This is a genomic window from Planosporangium spinosum (assembly GCF_049999945.1).
Classification (GTDB): domain Bacteria; phylum Actinomycetota; class Actinomycetes; order Mycobacteriales; family Micromonosporaceae; genus Planosporangium; species Planosporangium spinosum.
In genome coordinates this window covers 66,686-85,774 of sequence record NZ_JBLYUB010000006.1, presented here as the reverse complement: position 1 = coordinate 85,774, position 19,089 = coordinate 66,686, and the positions used below count along the sequence as shown (strand labels likewise).

General features: G+C 71.3%; 16 protein-coding genes. 13 read left to right on the top strand and 3 right to left on the bottom strand.

From position 1 onward, the window contains the following. The first annotated feature begins 85 nt into the window (after positions 1–85). The 5 genes from ACNTMW_RS10460 to ACNTMW_RS10440 all read left to right on the top strand — a co-directional run bounded on the left by ACNTMW_RS10460 (position 86) and on the right by ACNTMW_RS10440 (position 7,909). Positions 86–1,450 carry an acetyl-CoA carboxylase biotin carboxylase subunit gene (locus ACNTMW_RS10460; RefSeq protein WP_426633239.1) on the top strand — a complete coding sequence of 455 codons (1,365 nt, stop codon included), beginning with the start codon at positions 86–88 and terminating at the stop codon, positions 1,448–1,450. Between the two features lie 107 nt (positions 1,451–1,557). Then, entirely contained in the window at positions 1,558–2,460 is a 903-nt protein-coding gene (locus ACNTMW_RS10455; RefSeq protein ID WP_426633238.1) for a hydroxymethylglutaryl-CoA lyase, read from the top strand. 155 nt (positions 2,461–2,615) lie between these two features. Continuing rightward, on the top strand, positions 2,616–4,148 hold the full coding sequence (locus ACNTMW_RS10450; RefSeq protein ID WP_426633237.1) for an acyl-CoA carboxylase subunit beta: 1,533 nt from the start codon (positions 2,616–2,618) through the stop codon (positions 4,146–4,148). A 19-nt stretch (positions 4,149–4,167) separates the two neighbouring features. Continuing rightward, entirely contained in the window at positions 4,168–5,325 is a 1,158-nt protein-coding gene (locus tag ACNTMW_RS10445) for an acyl-CoA dehydrogenase family protein (protein ID WP_426633236.1), read from the top strand. 160 nt (positions 5,326–5,485) lie between these two features. Then, positions 5,486–7,909 carry an ATP-binding protein gene (locus ACNTMW_RS10440; RefSeq protein ID WP_426633235.1) on the top strand — a complete coding sequence of 808 codons (2,424 nt, stop codon included), beginning with the start codon at positions 5,486–5,488 and terminating at the stop codon, positions 7,907–7,909. Between the two features lie 423 nt (positions 7,910–8,332). On the opposite strand, the gene ACNTMW_RS10435 is transcribed toward ACNTMW_RS10440, so the two are convergent. Continuing rightward, a complete protein-coding gene (locus tag ACNTMW_RS10435) occupies positions 8,333–8,821 on the bottom strand; it encodes a MarR family winged helix-turn-helix transcriptional regulator (protein WP_426633440.1) in 489 nt (162 codons plus the stop codon). A gap of 486 nt (positions 8,822–9,307) precedes the next feature. Here ACNTMW_RS10435 and ACNTMW_RS10430 point away from each other — a divergent pair, with 486 nt between their 5' ends. Further along, the gene (locus tag ACNTMW_RS10430; protein WP_426633234.1) at positions 9,308–10,786 is read left to right on the top strand and encodes a glutamate-cysteine ligase family protein; all 1,479 of its coding nucleotides are present in this window, start codon (positions 9,308–9,310) and stop codon (positions 10,784–10,786) included. A gap of 7 nt (positions 10,787–10,793) precedes the next feature. Here ACNTMW_RS10430 and ACNTMW_RS10425 read toward each other — a convergent pair whose 3' ends face one another. Next, positions 10,794–12,182 (bottom strand): hypothetical protein, encoded by a 1,389-nt coding sequence (locus tag ACNTMW_RS10425; protein WP_426633233.1) that lies wholly within the window; start codon positions 12,180–12,182, stop codon positions 10,794–10,796. Positions 12,183–12,307: 125 nt separating this feature from the next. Between ACNTMW_RS10425 and ACNTMW_RS10420 the strand changes: the two genes are divergently transcribed. After that, complete coding sequence (locus ACNTMW_RS10420) at positions 12,308–13,180, top strand: PASTA domain-containing protein (RefSeq protein ID WP_426633232.1); 873 nt, start codon at positions 12,308–12,310, stop codon at positions 13,178–13,180. 73 nt (positions 13,181–13,253) lie between these two features. On the opposite strand, the gene ACNTMW_RS10415 is transcribed toward ACNTMW_RS10420, so the two are convergent. Next, positions 13,254–13,511: a hypothetical protein gene (locus ACNTMW_RS10415; protein WP_426633231.1), complete on the bottom strand. Its 258-nt coding sequence runs from the start codon at positions 13,509–13,511 to the stop codon at positions 13,254–13,256. A gap of 535 nt (positions 13,512–14,046) precedes the next feature. Here ACNTMW_RS10415 and ACNTMW_RS10410 point away from each other — a divergent pair. From ACNTMW_RS10410 to ACNTMW_RS10385, 6 genes are all read left to right on the top strand, one after another. Continuing rightward, the gene (locus ACNTMW_RS10410) at positions 14,047–14,847 is read left to right on the top strand and encodes a helix-turn-helix domain-containing protein (protein WP_426633230.1); all 801 of its coding nucleotides are present in this window, start codon (positions 14,047–14,049) and stop codon (positions 14,845–14,847) included. Next, on the top strand, positions 14,847–15,071 hold the full coding sequence (locus ACNTMW_RS10405; protein ID WP_426633229.1) for a DUF397 domain-containing protein: 225 nt from the start codon (positions 14,847–14,849) through the stop codon (positions 15,069–15,071). The genes ACNTMW_RS10410 and ACNTMW_RS10405 overlap by 1 nt, the downstream gene beginning before the upstream one ends. A 208-nt stretch (positions 15,072–15,279) precedes the next feature. Beyond that, positions 15,280–15,660, top strand: coding sequence for a hypothetical protein (locus ACNTMW_RS10400; RefSeq protein ID WP_426633228.1), 381 nt, complete (start codon positions 15,280–15,282; stop codon positions 15,658–15,660). A gap of 322 nt (positions 15,661–15,982) precedes the next feature. Further along, positions 15,983–17,614: a S8 family peptidase gene (locus tag ACNTMW_RS10395; RefSeq protein WP_426633439.1), complete on the top strand. Its 1,632-nt coding sequence runs from the start codon at positions 15,983–15,985 to the stop codon at positions 17,612–17,614. Positions 17,615–17,657: 43 nt separating this feature from the next. Next, positions 17,658–18,656 (top strand): adenosine deaminase, encoded by a 999-nt coding sequence (gene add, locus ACNTMW_RS10390; RefSeq protein WP_426633227.1) that lies wholly within the window; start codon positions 17,658–17,660, stop codon positions 18,654–18,656. Positions 18,657–18,749: 93 nt separating this feature from the next. Continuing rightward, on the top strand, positions 18,750–19,058 hold the full coding sequence (locus ACNTMW_RS10385) for a hypothetical protein (protein ID WP_426633226.1): 309 nt from the start codon (positions 18,750–18,752) through the stop codon (positions 19,056–19,058). Positions 19,059–19,089 lie beyond the last annotated feature (31 nt).

Genomic DNA, 19,089 nt, shown 5'->3' with positions numbered 1-19,089 from the left:
GTCCGTCCGACTGGATCCACAGGTTTGTCCACAAGGACTACGGGTGGTCAGCGGGACGGCCGGACATCACATTCAGGAGGCCGTAGTGATCGGGTCGCTTCTCGTCGCGAACCGCGGAGAGATCGCGCGTCGTGTCATCCGTACCGCCAAGCGGCTCGGCATCCGGACGATCGCCGTGTACTCCGAGGCGGACGCGGCGTTGCCGTTCGTCCTCGAAGCCGACGAGGCGGTGCTGCTCGGCCCGGCCAACCCGGCGCAGTCCTACCGCAACGTCGAGGCCATCCTCGCCGCGGCCAAGGCGACCGGTGCCGAGGCGGTCCACCCCGGCTACGGCTTCCTGTCGGAGAACGCGGACTTCGCCCGTACCGTCGAGGCCAACGGGCTGATCTGGGTCGGACCCGGCGCCGACGCGATCGCCGCGATGGGCGACAAGATCAATGCCCGGAACCTGATGGCGGCGGCCGGCGTGCCGGTCGCGCCGGGCACCACCGACCCGGCCGCGACCGTGGAGGAGGCGGTCGCGGCGGCGGCCGGTATCGGGTACCCGATCATGGTCAAGGCCGCCGCCGGCGGCGGTGGCATGGGGATGGGCGTCGCAGCCGACGAGGCAGCCCTACGCGCCGAGTACGAGAAGGTGCGCGCCTTCGCCGAGCGGATGTTCGGCGACGGTTCGGTGCTGCTGGAGCGGTACTTTCCCCGGGTACGCCACGTCGAGGTGCAGATCCTCGGCCTGGCCGACGGCCGGGTGGTCGCGCTCGGCGAGCGGGAGTGCTCGGTGCAGCGGCGCAACCAGAAGGTCGCCGAGGAGTCGCCGTCGCCGGCCGTCTCGCCCGAGCTGCGCGAACGCCTGCTCGCCGCGGCCGTACGCGCCGGTGAGGCGGTCGGGTACCGCAACGCCGGCACCGTCGAGTGCCTCTTGGTCCCGCGCGAGCGGGGTGCCGATGGGTCCGGCCCCGGCGACGCTGAATTTTTCTTCCTGGAGATGAACACCCGCCTGCAGGTGGAGCACCCGATCACCGAGCTCGTCTACGGCGTCGACCTGGTCGCCGAGCAGTTGCGCGTCGCGTCCGGCCTGCCGCCGGCCTTCGGGGAGTTGGCGCCCCACGGGCACGCGATCGAGCTGCGGGTCAACGCCGAGGACCCGAAGCGGTTCCTGCCCGGGCCGGGCGCGATCACCACGTGGACCGAGCCGACCGGCGAGGGGGTGCGGGTCGACAGCGGGTACGCCGCCGGTACGACGGTCACGCCGTTCTACGACTCGCTGATGGCGAAGCTGGTCGTCTGGGGGCCGGACCGGGCGACCGCGATCGAGCGGGCGAAGAGTGCGGTCGCCGGATTCGAGATCGCCGGCCCCAAGAGCAACCTGCCGTTCTTCACCGAGCTGCTGGACAACCCGGAGTTCGTCGGCGGCGACTACGACACCGGCATCGTCGGCCGGATGCGGTCCTGACCGCCCGATGACCGCCGCAACTTCCCGGAAGGTGTGGCCTGGGGTACCTGGTACGACCACAACGTCCCGGACGTTGTGTGGATCTAGGAGGGGCGACGATGCCTGAGATGCCGAGTAGCGTGTCGATCCGCGAGGTCGGCCCGCGGGACGGGCTGCAGAACGAGGACCCGGTACCGACCGGGGCGAAGGTACGGCTGATCGAGGCGCTCTCGTCCACCGGGGTCGGGCGCATCGAAGCGGTCAGCTTCGTGCACCCGAAGGCGATCCCGCAGATGGCCGACGCTGACGAGGTCTGGACGGCCGTGTCGAAGAGCCCGGACGTGCGCTACTCGGCGCTCATCCCCAACAGCCGGGGCGCGCGGCGGGCCCTCGATGCCGGCTTCACCGAGATCGAGGTCGTGGTGTCCGCGTCCGACACCCACAACCGGCGCAACCTCAACCGGTCCACGGACGAGTCCCTCGACGACATCGCCGCGCTCATCGGCACCCTGCACGACGCCGGCGCGCGGGTCGAGGTCATCGTCGCCACCAGCTTCGGCTGTCCCTACGAGGGTGACGTGGACCCGGACCGGGTAGCCGGGATCGTCGACCGGGTGGTCGCCGACGGCGCCGACCGGGTGGCCTTCGGCGACACCACCGGCATGGCCACGCCACCCCGGGTGGTCGCGGTCGTCTCCCGGGTCCGGGAACGCCACCCCGACCTGCCCGTGCTGTTGCACTTCCACAACACCCGGGGGACCGCCCTGGCCAACGTCTACGCGGCGCTGCAGCTCGGGGTGACCGAGTTCGACGCCAGCGTCGGCGGGCTCGGCGGCTGCCCGTACGCCCCGGGGGCCAGTGGCAACGTCGCCACCGAGGAGGTCGTGCACATGCTGCACGACATGGGGATCGAGACCGGTGTGGACCTCGATGCGCTGCTCGACGCGGCCCGGCTGGCGCAGGAGATCGTGGGTCGGGAGCTGCCGTCGGGCGTCCTGCGGGCCGGCCCGCGGCTGCCGTCCGGGCACTGAGCAGCGGTCCGTGCCGCCCGCTCGCGGTTAGGGCGCCCCGCCACCCCGTCGCGGGGTGGCGGGGCGCCCTCGTCGGTAGCGGTCACCGTGTCGCGCGCCAGCCCGTCGATGCGCTAACCTAACGATCGTTCAGGCAACGGGTCGGGAGGTTTCCGGTGACGCTCGACGGTGAGGCACTGGAGCAGCTGCGCAAGCGGGTACGTGCCGGTGGCGCCGAGCGCTACCACGCGGCCAACGCGGCCAAGGGCAAGCTCTTCGCCCGCGAGCGGGTGGCGCTGCTGGTCGACGAGGGCTCCTTCGTCGAGGACGGGATGTACGCCAACGTCCTAGCCGACGGGCTGCCCGCCGATGGCGTGGTGACCGGGACGGCCACCGTCGACGGGCGGCCGATCTGCCTGATGGCCAACGACTCCACGGTGAAGGCGGGCTCGTGGGGCGCGCGGACCGTCGAGAAGATCATCCGGATCATCGAGCGGGCGTACACGACCGGCGTGCCCATGGTCTACCTGGTCGACTCGGCCGGTGCCCGGATCACCGACCAGGTCGAACTGTTCCCCGGCCGCCGCGGCGCCGGCAAGATCTTCTACAACCAGGTCCGCGCCTCCGGCAGCATCCCGCAGGCGTGCGCGCTGTTCGGGCCGAGCGCGGCCGGCGGGGCGTACATCCCGGCGTTCTGCGACGTCGTCGCGATGGTCGACGGCAACGCCAGCATGTACCTGGGCTCCGACCGCATGGTCGAGATGGTCACCGGCGAGAAGACCACCCTCGAGGCGATGGGCGGGGCCAAGGTGCACTGCACCGAGTCGGGGGTCGGGCACTTCCTGTGCAAGACCGAGGCCGAGGCGATCGACACGGTCAGGCGGTACCTGTCCTACCTGCCGTCCAACTGGACGCAGTCACCGCCGCCGGCCGAGTCGGTCGACGCGCCGGCGAAGATCGACCTCGCCGCGTTGGTCCCGGCCAGTGAGCGGCAGGCGTTCGACATGCGCAGGTACGTCAAGGGCCTGCTCGACTCCGACAGCTTCTTCGAGATCCAGGCGCTGTGGGCCAAGGAGATCACGGTCGGTTTCGGCCGGCTGAACGGCCAGGTGGTCGGCGTCGTCGCGAACAACTCGATGTTCAAGGGCGGGGTGCTCTTCGTCGACTCGGCCGACAAGGCGACCCGTTTCGTGCAGCTGTGCGACGCGTTCAACGTGCCGCTGCTGTTCCTGTCCGACGTTCCCGGCTTCATGGTCGGCTCGGCGGTGGAGAAGCAGGGGATCATCCGGCACGGCGCGAAGATGATCACGGCGATCTCGGAGGCGACCGTACCGAAGATCTGCGTCGTCGTGCGCAAGGCCTACGGCGCCGGGCTGTACGCGATGGCCGGCCCCGGTTTCGAACCGGACGCCACGATCGCGCTGCCCACCGCGAAGATTGCGGTGATGGGCGCGGAGGCCGCGGTCAACGCGGTGTACGCGAACAAGATCGCCGCGATCTCCGACGAGGCGGAGCGCGCGGCGTTCGTCGCCGCGAAGCGCGCCGACTACGAGCGCGACATCGACATCGTCCGGCTGGCCAGCGAGCTGGTCGTCGACACGATCGTGGAGCCGCACGAACTGCGGGACGAACTGGTCCGCCGGTTCGCCGCGGCGGCGGGCAAGGACCGCCACTTCTCCCGGCGCCGCCACGGCGTCACCCCCGTCTAGCGGTTCCAAGGAGTTTCCGATGCCCGACTTCAGGCTCAGCGAGGAGCACGAGGCGCTGCGGCAGACCATACGGGAGTTCGCGCGGGACGTGATCGCGCCGGTGATCGGCGACTTCTACGAGCGGCACGCGTTCCCGTACGAGATCGTCCGCCAGATGGGCAAGATGGGCCTGTTCGGCCTGCCCTTCCCGGCCGAGTACGGCGGGATGGACGGCGACTACTTCGCGCTCTGCCTCGCCCTGGAGGAGCTGGCGCGGGTGGACTCCAGTGTCGCGATCACGCTCGAAGCGGCGATCTCGCTGGGTGCCATGCCGATCTACCGGTTCGGCACCGACGAGCAGAAGCGGGAGTGGCTGCCCCGGCTGCTCAGCGGGCAGAACCTCGCGGCGTTCGGGCTGACCGAGCCCGGCTGCGGCTCCGACGCCGGCGGTACCGCGACCCGGGCGCGGCTGGACGAGGCGACCAACGAGTGGGTCATCAACGGTTCGAAGGCGTTCATCACCAACTCCGGTACCGACATCACCGCGCTGGTCACGGTCACGGCGGTGACGGGACAGACCCCGGACGGGCGCAAGGAGATCTCGGCCATCATGGTGCCGTCCGGTACGCCGGGCTTTCACGTGCAACCGGGGTACTCGAAGGTCGGCTGGTGCGCCTCGGACACCCACGAGCTGATCTTCGATGACGTACGGGTGCCGGCCGGCAACCTGCTCGGCCAGCGCGGCCGCGGTTTCGCGCAGTTCCTGCAGACCCTCGACGAGGGGCGGATCGCGATCGCCGCGCTGTCGGTCGGCCTGGCGCAGGGCTGCGTGGACGAGTCGGTGACGTACGCGAAGGAGCGCCGGGCCTTCGGTCAGCCGATCGGCGACTTCCAGGCGATCCAGTTCAAGATCGCCGACATGGAGCTGCGGGCGCACACCGCCCGGCTGGCGTACTACGACGCCGCCTCCCGGCTGGTGGCGGGCGAGAACGTCAAGCGGGTGGCCGCGGTCACCAAGCTGCACGCCAGCGAGGCGGCGATGGCCAACGCCCGGGAGGCGACCCAGGTCCACGGCGGGTACGGGTTCATGAACGAGTTCCCGGTCGGTCGCTTCTACCGCGACGCGAAGATCCTGGAGATCGGCGAGGGTACGTCCGAGGTCCAGCGGATGATCATCGCCCGTGAACTCGGCCTCTGACCATTCGTCGCCTGCCTCGGGCAGCATCACGAGCGTCCCCGGCACAAGCATGGCCCGGCAATTGCCCAAGACGGCAAAGTGTCGTCTTTTTGCCGCCCGGCCGTCATAACGGGGACGAAGTGGTTCGCATCGATGAGGTGGCTGCGTAGCCTTCCTCAGCGTGAGCGCTGAAGGTCCGACGCCCGGGGTCGGATTCGGCGCTGTCCTGCGGGCCCACCGCCGCGCGGCCGGGCTGACCCAGCAGGAGTTGGCCGCCCGCGCGAGGGTCGGCGTCCGGACCGTACGCGAACTCGAGCGGGGCCGGTCGACGCGGCCGCAGCGCGGCACGGTCGACCTGCTCGCCGACGCGCTCGGGCTGACCGGCGCGGCCCGTACCCGGTTCGTTGCCACCGCCCGGGGACGGACCGGTGAGGCCGGGGCGCGGGAACCGGACAGCGGCCAGGCGGGTCCGCCGCACCGCACGATCGCCCTGCCGCCGCCGCTGCCGCTGGTCGGCCGCGACGACGACCTCCGCGACGTGGCCGGCCTGCTCGCCGCGTACGACGTGGTCCTGCTGATCGGCCTCGCCGGGGTGGGTAAGAGCTGCCTCGCCCTCGCCGTCGTGCACCACGTCGCCGACCGGTTCCCCGGTGGGGTCGCGGGACTGTCCATCTCCGACGTTTCGTCGGTCGACGACATCCTCGCCGGTACCGCCTCCGTGTTCGGGGTCGCCCGCGCCGCGGACCTCTCCGAGCGCTGTGCCGGGGAGCCCACGCTGCTGATGGTCGACGGGGCGGACCGGGCACCCGCGGCGTGCGCCGCCGCGCTGGCCTGGCTGCGCGCGCACGCGCCACGGATGCGGATACTGATGACCAGCCGCCGGCCGGTCGACCTGCCGGGCGTCGTCGCCTGGCCGGTCGCGCCGCTTGAGGTGCCGCCGCGCGGCGCGACCGCCAGCCTGGCGGAGCTCACCACGTACCCGGCGGTCGCGCTGTTTCTGGAACGGCTGCGGCAGGTGCGCCGCCACCCGGTCGAGCCGGCCGAGGTACCGGTGCTCAGGGACCTGGTGCGCCGGTTGGGTGGGCTCCCGCTCGCCATCGAACTGGCCGCCGCGCGCGGCCGGGTGCTCGAACTGTCCGAGATCCTCGACCGGTACGGCCACCGCGTGCTCGACCTCGGCGACCGCCGGCCCGAGGGGCAGACCCTGCGCGACGCGGTCGCGGCGAGCTACCGGCTGCTCGACCACACCGAGCAGTTGGCACTGGAGCGGCTCGCGGCCTTCGCCGGGCGCTGGTCGCTGGAGCTGGCCGAGGAGCTGCTGGGCGGTATCGTCGGTGACGTCGAAGCGGTACTGGACCGGCTCGTCGGGCTCGGCCTGGTCAGTGTCCGGGCCTCCGGCCCACTGCGGTTCCGGCTGCTCGACGTCGTGCACGACTTCGCTCTGGAGCGCTGCGCCGAGAACGGGCACCTGGACGAGGTCCGTACCCGGCATGCCCGGATGTTCGCCGAACGTGCCGCCAGAACAGCCACCGATCTGGTCGGACCCACCATGCCGGCGGCGGTCTCGCTGCTCGACCACCTGCTGAGTGACCTGAACGCGGCGCTGCACCACGCGGCGGACGCCGAGCCGGTGACCGCCCTGCGGCTGGCCGGGTCGCTGACCCTGTGGTGGCGGTTCCGGGGGCGGGACCGGGAAGGCCGGGAGTGCCTGAACCGGCTGCTCGCCGACCCGCGGAGCGTGACCGCCGACCCGGCCGTGGTGGCGTCGGCGCGGCTCGGCGCCGCGGCGCTGGCCATGGAGCACGGTGAGGGCGTGGTTGAACTGGCCGGGGCCCGCCAGGCACTGGAGACGTTCCAGCGGCTGGGCCACGTCGGCGGCGAACTCGCCGGGCATGCGCTGCTGGGCCGGCTGTGGCTGGCGGCCGGTGGGCACGCCGAGGCCCGTCGGCACGCCGACGCGCTCCTGGAGCTGGCCACCCGAACCGGTCGGACCCGCGAGGTGGCCGTCGCCCACAACCTCCTGGTCCGGCACGACATCCGGGTCGGTGACCTGGCCGGGGCGCAGCGCCGGTTGGCGCGGGTGATCAGGCTCGCGGGCGAGGCCGACGACGTCCGGCTGAAGGCGGTCGCGCTGGCGAACCTGGCGGAGGTGGCGCGGCTGGACCGGCGGTACGCCAGCGCGGTCGAGACCGGACAGCGGGCACTCGCGCTGCTGGCCGAGGTCGGCGACCCGGGCCACCGGGTACGGGTACAGGGGACCGTGGCCCTGGCACTGGCCGAGTCGGGTGCGGTGGCCGAGGCGGAGGCGGTCCGGTCGACGCTCGCCGACGCCGGCCCGGGCGCCGACGGTACCCGCACACTGGTCGGCGGTTACCTGGCGCTGGCCCGTGGCGAGCGGACGCACGCGGTCAAGTTGTTCGAGTCAGCCGCCGCCCTGCTCGGACACCATGACGCTCGCGACGTGGTGGAGGCGCTGGTCGGGGCGGTGGCGGGTACGGACGACGCGGATGACCGGAGCGCGGTGCGCGCGCGGCTGACGGAGTTGTGCGAGCGGGGCGCCGTGGTTCTCCTGCCCCGGGACCGGGCGCTGCTCGGCGTCGAGTGAGCGAGGTGGGCGCAGACACCGGACCGTGGGTACCGGATGGCGGGCTGTGAATGGCGGGCCCGGAATGGCGACTCGAACGGCGGAGGGGATCGTGAGCGCCGGACCGCGCCGGGTTGTGGTCTCCGGTAGGGCGAGACCACAACCCGGATGGGGACCGTGACGGGCATGGGTGGCACGGACGAAGGCCCCCAAATGGCCCCACCTCTTCGTCCGTGCCGGATCCCGTTGGTGCCTCCCCGGGAGCGAAGAGTACCCAGCCAGGGCGGGGAAAATGGGTAGATATCGGAGTGTTGAACCGTTTCTCGGATCAAGTTCTGCCGGTACTTCTGCCGGTCGGGCGACGGTCCGGCGGAGTCGGTTTCCGGTATCGCGCGGCCGGACCGGCTCTGTTTACCCGTCGGGCGGCGGGGCCGGCTCCCGTGCCTACCGTGCGACCGAGCTGGACCCTTGCTGCCGGGCGGCCGAGCCGTTGCCGTTCGCGCGGGTCGCACCGGAGGTCGCCTCGGGGCGAACGGCGTCGCGCACGACGCGCAGCGAGTCGAGCACCTGCGCCAACTGGTCCGGCGTGAGCCGGCTGGTGAACCAGTGCTCGATCAGTGCGACGTGCCCGGGAAGCACCCCCTGCAGCCGGGCCTGACCGGCGTCGGTGATCACCGCGAACGAACTGCGCCGGTCGGTGGGGCAGGCTGCCCGGCACACCAGCCCGCTGCGCTCCAGCCGGTCGACCACCCGGGTGACGCCGCTCGTGGTGAGCTGCGTCTGGGCCGCGAGGTCGGTCATCCGCAGTTGGCTCTCGGGGGAGCGGGCCAGCCGGATGAGCACCTCGAACTCGACGATCGACACTCCGTGGGTGGACAACTGCTCGGAGATGCGGGTGGTCAGCCCCGTGAACGCCTCCGTCAGGAGGCCCATCGCCGTGATCCTCGGGTCGTCGAACAGGTGCTCGGTCACCTAACCACCTTAGCAGTTATTAATTGATGAGTTGAATGTTGTAAAGGTTGTATTTGAGGCAGCAATAAAATCGGAAGGACCGGGGAGTGGGATCGTGAGCCGGGTGTATCCGCGTGTGGGAGTGGCTGTTCGCGCGCGTCGGCCCAGGTCGTTCCCGCCGACGCCACTCATTCCGGTTCCGCGCTCCGGCACCCCATGGTGAGAGCTCCGGCACCCCATGGTGAGAAAGGTACGCGTGTCGTTCCAGTGGGCGACGTCGAGATCACGGGAGGTCGACGATGGGGTGACAGGGCGAGCGGGTACGCCCCGGGCGGAGCGGAGCATCGCCGACTGTCCGCACTTTGCCGCTCACCGTGCGCTGAACCGGGTCCGGTTTGCCCCTAGCGGTACGGGCGGACGCGCTCCTACGGTTGAGGTCCGAGGACACGGGCAGGGGTGGATTCGTCGATGGGCAAGGACGTTTCGCAGGCTTCCTTCAGCCGCGAAGATCGAGTGCGCTATCGGCGTAAGGTCCGCAGGTGCCTGGACGTCTTCGCGCTGATGCTCCACGATTTCCGGTTCGACGCCGACCGCCCGACGACCGGGCTGGAGATCGAGCTCAACCTCATCGACGACGACGCGCAGCCGGCGATGCGCAACGCCGAGGTCATCGCCGAGCTCGCCGACCCCTCCTTTCAGACCGAACTCGGGCAGTTCAACCTGGAGATAAACGTCCGGCCCCGGCTGATCTCCGGACACGGGTTCGACGAGTACGAGCGCGACGTGTCGGCCAGTCTCGCGCACGCCGACGAGCGGGCCCACAAGCACAACGCCAAGCTCGTCCTCATCGGCATCCTGCCGACCCTCACCCAGGCGCACACCGTGCTCGACAACATCTCGGCCAACCCGCGGTACCGGGTGCTCAACGAGCAGATCATCACCGCCCGGGGCGAGGACATGGAGCTCGACATCCGGGGTACCGAACGGCTACAGGCCTCCACCGACTCGATCGTGCCCGAGGCCGCGTGCACCAGCGTGCAGTTCCACCTCCAGGTCGCTCCGGATGACTTCGCCTGTCACTGGAACGCCTCGCAGGCCATCGCCGGTATCCAGGTCGCGATCGGGGCCAACTCCCCGTACCTGTTCGGCCACCAGTTATGGTCCGAGACCCGGATCGCCCTGTTCGAGCAGGCCACCGACACCCGGCCCGACGAGCTGAAAGCCCAGGGGGTACGCCCACGGGTGTGGTTCGGGGAGCGGTGGATCACGTCGATCTTCGACCTGTTCGAGGAGAACGTCCGCTACTTTCCACCACTGCTGCCGATCACCGAGGACGAGGACCCGGTCGAGGTGCTGCACAACGGCGGCGTGCCGCGCCTGGGTGAGCTGCGGCTGCACAACGGCACCGTCTACCGGTGGAACCGCCCGGTGTACGACGTGATGAACGGCCGGCCGCACCTGCGGGTGGAGAACAGGGTGCTGCCCTCGGGGCCGACCGTGGTCGACATGCTCGCCAACGCCGCGTTCTATTTCGGACTGGTCCGTGAGCTGGCCGAAGCCGACCGGCCGATCTGGACGCAGCTCACGTTCTCGGCCGCCGAGCAGAACTTCCACACCGCCGCCCGCGACGGCATCGCGTCGACCGTCTGGTGGCCGCGCCTCGGCCAGGTACGCGTGACCGACCTCGTCCTCGAAAAGCTGCTGCCCAAGGCGTACGACGGTCTCGACCGGTTCGGCGTCGACCCGGTCACCCGCGACCGCCTGCTCGGCATCATCGAGGCGCGTTGCGTGAGCCGGCGAAACGGGGCGGTCTGGCAGACCGAGACGGTGCGTGCGCTGGAGCACGACCGCAACCTCGACCGACTGTCGGCGCTGCGCGAGATGCTGCGCCGCTACAGCGGTTACCTGGCCGACAACGAGCCGGTGCACACCTGGCCGATCGGCTGACCGGGCGTCACCGGGAGGCGCGACCGCCGGCGCCGCGCGGCTTGCGGGACTTCGACGCCGGCTCGGCCGGCTGCGCCGTGGCCGACTGCGCCGCCGGCTCTGCCGATGCCGGTGCCGGTGCCGTCTGGGTGACCGTCGCGCGGCCGGCCGCGTGCGGCGCCGCAGCGCCGGCGCCGGTGGCCACCGGCTGCGGGGCGGCGGCCGGTGCGAGCGGCCGCGGGCCGGCGGGCTGCCCAGCGACCGGCACCGCAGGGCCGGCCTGCGGGCCGGCGGGCGCCGGCGCCGGCTCCGGGTCGACCGAGAGCGTGCGCGTCCACTCGGTCAGTTCCGGCTCGTCGACCCGATCCGCCGAGGAACCCGCGAGCGCCGGGCCGGCCGTCGGGGTGCGGGGCCGCTCACGGCGGGGGCGGAGCGGACCCAGCACCGCGACGAGGGCGGAGCCGGCCAGCCCCGCGATCACCGCGTAGGGCGCGAGCAGGTACGACGACAGCTGCTCCGCGCGTACCGTCAGGTTCGGCGCGGTCAGGAAGTAGGCCGCCGCCACCAGTAGCGGCCCGAACGTACCGGAGACGGCGATGCCGACGCGGTTGTCGAGGCGCCGGTCGGCGGGCAGGGCGGCGAACACGCCGATGAGCAGGGCACCGCCGAGCATCAGGAGGGCACCGGGCAGGTACAGCGTGTCCCGGAACCAGCCCCGGTCGGTGAACTGCCACGTCACGAGCTGGGCGGTGCCGACCGTCCGGCCGACGCGCACCGTGTCGACCACGGACACGGCGGCGATGAGCCCCGCCCACGCCGTCGAGGCGATGACGTTGGCGGCGATCACCCGCACGTTGACCGCCAGGATCGCGACGATCAGGCCGACGATGACGCCGACCACCGCGTACGCGCCGGCGGTGACCTGCGGCTGGAACGTGTCGGCCCGGTGTGCGGCCCGGGCCGGGAGCATCACCAGCGGCACGGTCACCAGGGCACCGATCGCCGCGGCGAGCGCGATCGCGATCCGCCAGACCAGATCGACCGCACGGGTACGCGGGCGCGCGCCGCCGCGCTCCGCCGCGGCCGGTTCGGTGCCGCCGGGTGCCGTCGCGTCGATGACCGGTGCCTTCCCGGTGGCGTCCGCCTTCCCGGCGGCGTCCGCTCTCCCGGCGGCGTCGGCCCGGGCGGCCCGGATGCCGACCCCACTCGCGTAGACCGCTCCGAGCACGGTCGAGGTGGCGGCGATCCACAGGGCCCAGGTGAGACTGGCCAGCCAGAGGCTCTCGCCGGCCGCGTCGCGTACCGGTTGCCAGACGACGACGCCCAGCCCGTACGCCAGCCCCAGTTGCGCCGCACCGGCGCCGGCCGCGACACCGATCGCGGTCACCGTCGAGTTAGCCCATCCACGCGCCGCCATGCCGCGCAGAGTACGCCCAGTGGCCGTCGGGGGCGAGCCCTGACACCGCACGCCACGAACGGCCGCTTCGGCATCGGCGGCCGGGTTTCTGATGAGATGGACCTATGGCCGATGAGCGCGACCCAGTGGATGAGGATGCTCGCGACGACGGGCGGGTGCCGTCGTCGCGGGACGCTCAGGGCGGTGAGGCGACCCGGCCGATGCCGGGCGGCGAGCCGACGTCGACGTTCGACCCGTTCGCCGACGACCACGCGGAGAACGAGGCGACCCGTCGCCTGCCGGACGACCCCGGGACCACGCGACCGATGCCGACCGGCGACGAGGCGACCCGGCGGCTGCCGGCGGACGAGGCGACCCGGCGGGTGACGCCGCAGATCTGGGCCGCTCGCGTTCCGGCGCCGGTGGAGGACGTGCCGGTACGCGATCAGGTGCCACAGGAGTGGGAGCAGGAGTCCGGGCCGCCGGAGCGCGACCGCGCCTGGGTCCGCCCGGTGGTGATCACGGTGGTCGTGGCGATCCTGCTGGCCATGCTCGGCACCGGGCTGTGGCTGATCTTCACCGCTTTCGGGCGGCCGTCGACCCCGGTGCCCGGTTTCAGCGTGACGCCGTCCGGTACGCCGGTGCCGTCCGTGACCGCCCCGGCGACCGAGGCCCCGACGTCCGCGCCGCCAACGGCGGCGACGGCGACGGCGACGGCGCCGGCTCAGGTGGGCGTACCCGACCTCGCCGGTCAGAGCGAGGCGTCGGCCAAGGAGCGGTTGACCGGGATGGGGCTGACGTACACCGTGATCAGGCGCTTCACGGCGGGGGTGGCGCCGGGAACGGTGACCGCTACCCAGCCGGGCGCCGGCACGATGGTCGGACCGGGTACCCGGGTGACCCTGATCGTGGCCGCGCCTCCGGCGGCCACGCCCACACCGACCCGGACGGCGACACCGGCGCCGACTGCGTCCTCGCCGCCGACGGCGGGGCCGTCGCATACGGCGGGCCCGGCCTGACCGCCGCCCGTCGCATACGGCGGGTCAGTGGGGTCCGGAGCCCGTCATCGGGCCCGGCCGGGAGATGCCACCCTCAGGCCACGTTCGCCCGCGACCGCAGGCCGCCGCCCATGGGGGCCAGGGTGCCGGGCTGGAGTCCCTTGAGCTGTACGAAGATCGACCTGCGCTCCACGGCGTCGCCCGCGGCGTTCAGCTGGTATCCGTCCAGCCAGGCCCAGCCGTCGTAGGTCGGCCAGTCGTGCACGCGGATCACCCGGAAGAGCATCGGCTCGAGGAACTGCACGCTCGCCGCCCTAGTCACGCGCAGTACGTCACCAGCTCTGGGTAGCACACCGACTCCTCTTCTCTGCGTCGTTCGTCCGGCCGGTGACGGTGGAGCCCCGTCACCGCGTCTGGCGCTCCGTCGTGGCGGGCAGACGCGTCCGGCGAACACGTCCGTGCAGTCCGGAAGCCACCGAACACCCGGGGATGTCGGCTGCGGGTGGCCGCCGATTTGTTGTACCCCGGCATGGGCGCCATCACACCCGACCAAAACTTGACGGTCCGTATGCGACACGCCCTTTTGTCCGAGTCCATGATGAACAGTGAGTAACCCGAGCCGTACCCACAGGTTGCACCACAACCTGGATCAACGCAAGTTCCAGATCTTGTCGCCCATCTTGAGCGGCCATCATCGTCCGTTAGGTGCCTCCGGCGGTCCGATTGAGTAATAGAGTCGGGTCGAGCGGTGTGGGTGGTCGGGCTTCACGTCGCGCGCGAGTCGGACCGCGGACCGATCCGGGGTCGGCATCGCGGGCACTCTGCCTGCGGAGGTGGCCGTGAGTAGTCCTCGGAGCGGTCCGACGGTGCGTCGCCGGCAGGTGGGCATGCATCTGCGACACCTGCGGGAGGCCGTCGGGGTCACCGTCGAGCAGGCGGCCGGGCGGCTCGGCTGGTCGGCCGCCCGGCTCGCGCGGATCGAGGCCGGTCAGACCGGGGTCTCTCCCCGCGACGTGCGGGACCTGACCGCGGTGTACGACGTGCCGGCTGAGGAGGTCGACCTCCTGCTGCGCTGCACGCGCGAGGCGCGGCAGAAGGGCTGGTGGCAGCTTCACGGCACGGTCCTGACCGGGGCGTACGTCGGGCTCGAGGCCGCGGCCCACGCGATCCGCGGGTACGAGGCGCTGACCGTACCGGGTCTGCTTCAGACCGAGGGGTACGCGCGGGCGTTGGTCCGTCACGGCTGGCCCGACCTGGATGCCGACGAGGCCGACAAGAGGGTTCATCTCCGCATGAACCGTCAGGCACTGCTCACTCAGGACAATCCGCCAGCGGTCTGGATCGTCGTCGACGAAGCGGTGCTGCACCGGCCGGTCGGCGGGCGTCGGGTGATGCGCGAGCAGCTCGACCATCTGCTGCGGACGGCGGACCTGCCGACCGTCACGGTGCAGGTCCTGCCGTTCGCGGCGGGCGCACACTCCGGCATGGACGGAGCGTTCACGATGCTGCTGTACGAGGGGTCGACCAGCCAGAATGTGGTTTTCGTCTCGAACGCCGCCGGTGGTCTCTTCCTGGAGAAGGAGGAGGAGCTTCAGCGGTACGCGTTCGTCTTCGACCACCTACGGGCGAACGCACTTCCCCCGGACCACGCGATCGCGATGATCGCCGGATTGGTGAAGGAGCTGTAGTGGAGATAGTGGCCAAGGGCCTGCGGGTCGACCTCGACGGTGCCCGGTGGCGCAGGAGCAACCGGAGCGGGGCGTCCTCCGACAACTGCGTCGAGGTGGCTTTCGTCGACGGTGCCATCGCCGTACGGGACTCCAGGCATCCCGACGGTCCGGTACTGCTGTTCACCCAGAGCGAGTGGGACGCCTTCGTGGGAGGCGCCAAAGACGGCGAATTCGACCTGTGAAGGATCGCGCCGTCGACCTGTGACGGATCGCGCGCCCGCCACCGGGAATGCGGAGCGCCCGCCACCGGGAAAGCGGAACGGTGACGGGCGTCGCTCCCCGCGCTGATCTTCGTTGTACCGGGCGGTGTGGCACGGCCGTGCCAGGTGCCGTGCGGTCGACCCGCCCGGGCGACCGAGGCAGATCCGAGGACAGATTAGGCGGGACACGATGACGACAGGCTCCGACAACTACGGCAGCAACGGGGCGGCGAGCGCCGACGACCGGTTCGGCGCACAGCTCGGCGGGCACAACGGTGCCACCCCGACGGTCCACCGGATCAACGGCTCGCTCGACATGTCCAACCCGATCGCGTCGTCGCTGCGGACGCCCCACCTCGTGGAGACCGAGCTCGACGACCCCGGTTACTCCGCTGACCGGTGGTTCGACGCCGCCGCCGAGCCGCTGGCCGATCATCCGCTGCTGCGCGGGCTGCTGCTGGAGCTGCCGCCCAAGGGCAGCATGCCGACCCAGGAGTGGCTGGACCGCTGGTTCGAGGCGGCCCGCTCCATCCTGGAGTTGCTGTACGCCCAGAGCACCGCCCGCCGCTGACCCGGCCCGACCGGGCCCCATACCCTCGACGGCACCCTTGCCGATGGTCGGGTACGGCCGATCGTCCCTTTCGACGATGCCCGCGTCGGTCACCCACCGTGGCGTTGTTCGTACGTAACGCCGGAACCGCCCCGTCACGGTGGTCACGGCGCGTGTGCGCGTACCGGATTTCCTGGTCGGTACGGTGATCGCACTATTCAATATCTATATCTAGGCGGGTAACCGCTCGTCCCAATACCCTCTCTCCAACCGGACCATCCGCGCTGCCTGAACGGCGCCACTGCACGGCGGACCGGCCAACCAGAGGGAGGAGTGGGAGATGATGCTCCCAGAGAACGGGAGGTCCGGACCGCGCGCACCCGGTGTGGGGCACCGGCTCGCGCTGTTCGGACTCGCCACGGTCGCCGCGACGGCCACGGCGCTCTCGGCGAGTGGTGCGGCCTCGGCTGCCACACCGGCCGAGGCCGCCGTCCGCGACGCGGGAACCACCAACGTCGCGCCCGACAGCTACATCGTCGTCCTCAAGGACACGGCCACGCAGGCCCAGGGGGTCGACGCGTGGGCGCGCGACCTGTCCAGGTCGTCCGGCGGATCGCTGCGCCACACGTACCGCAACGCCCTGCGCGGCTTCGCGGTGAAGGGCATCAGCGAGACGCAGGCGCGCCGGCTGGCGGCCAACCCGGCCGTCTCGTACGTCCAGAAGGACGGGATCGTCACGGTCGCGGACACCCAGGCCGGCGCGACCTGGGGGCTGGACCGGATCGACCAGCGCAACCTGCCGCTCGACGGCAGCTACACGTACCCGACGACCGCGTCGAACGTGCGCGCGTACATCATCGACACCGGCATCCGGGTCAGCCACAGCGAGTTCGGTGGCCGGGCCACTCCCGGCTTCGACGCCGTCACCAGCGGTGGTAACGCCAACGACTGCAACGGCCACGGCACGCACGTCGCTGGCACGGTGGGCGGCTCCACGTACGGCGTCGCGAAGGGCGTCCAACTGGTCGCCGTCCGCGTCCTCGACTGCCAGGGCAGCGGCACCACCTCGGGCGTCGTGGCCGGTATCGACTGGGTGACCACCCACGCCGTCAAGCCTGCCGTGGCCAACATGAGCCTCGGCGGTGGCGTGGACGCGACCCTGGACGCCGCGGTCCAGCGTTCGATCGCCGCGGGCGTGACCTACGGCATCGCCGCCGGCAACGGCAACGCCCTGGGCATCGCGCAGAACGCGTGCAACACCTCGCCCGCGCGGGTGCCCGAGGCGATCACCGTCGGCGCGACCGACAACACCGACAAGAAGGCGTCGTTCTCCAACTACGGCACCTGCCTGGACATCTTCGCGCCCGGCGTGAACATCACCTCGTCGTGGAACACGAATGACACCGCGACGAACACGATCAGCGGTACGTCGATGGCGACCCCCCATGTCGTCGGCGCGTCCGCGCTGGTGCTGGCGGCCAACCCCGGTTACACGCCGCAGCAGGTTCGCGACACCCTCGTGAACAACGCCACCTCGAACGTCGTCGGCAGCCCGGGGACCGGTTCGCCGAACAAGCTGCTGTACGTGGGCAACGGCGGGACCCCTCCGCCGCCTCCCCCGCCACCCACCGGCTGCACCGGCACCAACGGGACCGCCGTGGCGATCCCCGACGGCGGGGCGGCGGTGACCAGCCCGATCACCATCTCGGGCTGTGGCCGTAGCGCCTCGGCGTCGTCGAAGGTGGAGGTGCACATCAGTCACCCCTACCGCGGCGACCTGCGCATCGACCTGGTGGCGCCGGACGGCAGCTCGTACCGGCTGAAGACGGAGGGCTACGACAGTGCCGCCAACGTCGACACCACCTACACCGTCAACCTGTCCAGCAAGGCCGCGGACGGCACCTGGCAGCTGAAGGTGCAGGACAGGTACCTCATCGACAGTGGAACCCTCAACACCTGGACCCTCACGGTCTGACCGGGGTCGCGGGAGCACCGGCCGATCAGGGAGAGTTTGGGTCGTGACGACGAGAACTCTCCCTGATCCGGTACGGTCCCCGAAGATCGAGCTGCACGTCCATCTCGAAGGCGCGATCCGGCCGGCGACCCTGCTCGACATCGCGCGCCGCAACGACCTGCCGTTGCCCGTCGGTACCGTCGAGGAGCTGACCGCCCTCTACGAGTTCACCGACTTCGCGCACTTCGTCGACGTGTGGGTGCTCACCACCAACTGCCTGCGCACCGCCGACGACTTCCGGCAGATCGTGGTCGACTACGCCGCCGAGGCCGCGTCGTTCGGCGCGGTGTACCTGGAGGCGATCTTCTCGCCGTCCGAGCGGGTCCAGCGCGGCCTGGCCTGGGACGAGATCTTCACCGGGTACACCGAGGGCGCCGTCGAGGCGCGCGAGCGGTACGGGGTGACGGTGCTGTTCACCCCGGACCTCTACCGGGGGCTCGATCCGGCCGTCGCCGAGGAGTGCGCGCGGACCGCCGTGCGCTACCGCGACCGGGGCGTCGTCGGCCTCGGGCTGGGTGGGATGGAGACCGCCGCGCCGGCCGTGACGTACCGCGGCGCCTTCGACATCGCCCGCGACGGCGGTCTCGCGCTGGTGCCGCACGCCGGCGAGGGTGCCGGGCCGGAGTCGGTGCGGGAGGTCGTGGAGCTGGGTGCGGCGCGCATCCGGCACGGCATCCGTGCGGCAGAGGACCCGGTACTGCTCAAGGAGATCGCCGACCGGGGGCTGGTACTGGACGTGTGCCCGACGTCGAACCTGCGGACCCGGGTCGTGCCGAGCCTGGCGGAGCACCCGTTGCCGCTGCTGCGCGAGGCGGGGGTCCGCTGCACCGTCAACACCGACGACCCGGCGATGTTCGGCACCGATCTCGGCCGTGAGTACGAGGTGGCCGCCCAGCTGGGCGTATCCGCCGCCGAGGCGTACGCGGCGGGGGTCGCCGGGGCGCTCTGCGACGAGGAGACCCGTACCCGTCTACGTGGATTGGGCGGTCTGTCCATCGGCTGAGTGGTTGACCGTACTTCGACATAAGTTGGTGGCCGATCACCGATTTGTGCAGCTAGTCTCGGCTCCGTTTGGTCGGACGACGAAGGCGGCTTCATGGATATGACGACGGCTTATGCGGTGTTGGGCGGTGTGGGGATGCTGGCGTTCAGCATCGGCGCGTTCGGGGTTCTCGACGCGTTCCACAAGCGACACCCGCACCTCGCCCGCGTCGACTGGCTGATCCGCCTGTACGCCGCCGGCGTACTGCTCACCGTGGTCGGCTTCGTCCTCCTCGGACGCTGGTGGATGGCGGCGCCGTTCGCGCTCATGCTGTTGCCGGCCGACCGGGCCATGCGCATGCGGGCCGAGTTCCGCCAGCGCCGTGTCCACCTGAAGGCGCTCAAGGGCCCCGAGGGCCAGTAGTCCCTCCACGGTCGTCACAACGTCCCGGACG

Excerpts from the sequence above, each read along its gene's own strand:
- ACNTMW_RS10455 (WP_426633238.1), top strand. The coding sequence starts at position 1,558 with ATGCCGAGTAGCGTGTCGATCCGCGAGGTCGGCCCGCGGGACGGGCTG.
- ACNTMW_RS10435 (WP_426633440.1), bottom strand. The coding sequence starts at position 8,821 with ATGGGCCTCCTGACGGAGGCGTTCACGGGGCTGACCACCCGCATCTCC.
- ACNTMW_RS10430 (WP_426633234.1), top strand. The coding sequence starts at position 9,308 with ATGGGCAAGGACGTTTCGCAGGCTTCCTTCAGCCGCGAAGATCGAGTG.
- ACNTMW_RS10410 (WP_426633230.1), top strand. The coding sequence starts at position 14,047 with ATGCATCTGCGACACCTGCGGGAGGCCGTCGGGGTCACCGTCGAGCAG.
- ACNTMW_RS10425 (WP_426633233.1), bottom strand. The coding sequence starts at position 12,182 with ATGGCGGCGCGTGGATGGGCTAACTCGACGGTGACCGCGATCGGTGTC.
- ACNTMW_RS10395 (WP_426633439.1), top strand. The coding sequence starts at position 15,983 with ATGCTCCCAGAGAACGGGAGGTCCGGACCGCGCGCACCCGGTGTGGGG.
- ACNTMW_RS10400 (WP_426633228.1), top strand. The coding sequence starts at position 15,280 with ATGACGACAGGCTCCGACAACTACGGCAGCAACGGGGCGGCGAGCGCC.
- ACNTMW_RS10385 (WP_426633226.1), top strand. The coding sequence starts at position 18,750 with ATGGATATGACGACGGCTTATGCGGTGTTGGGCGGTGTGGGGATGCTG.
- ACNTMW_RS10445 (WP_426633236.1), top strand. The coding sequence starts at position 4,168 with ATGCCCGACTTCAGGCTCAGCGAGGAGCACGAGGCGCTGCGGCAGACC.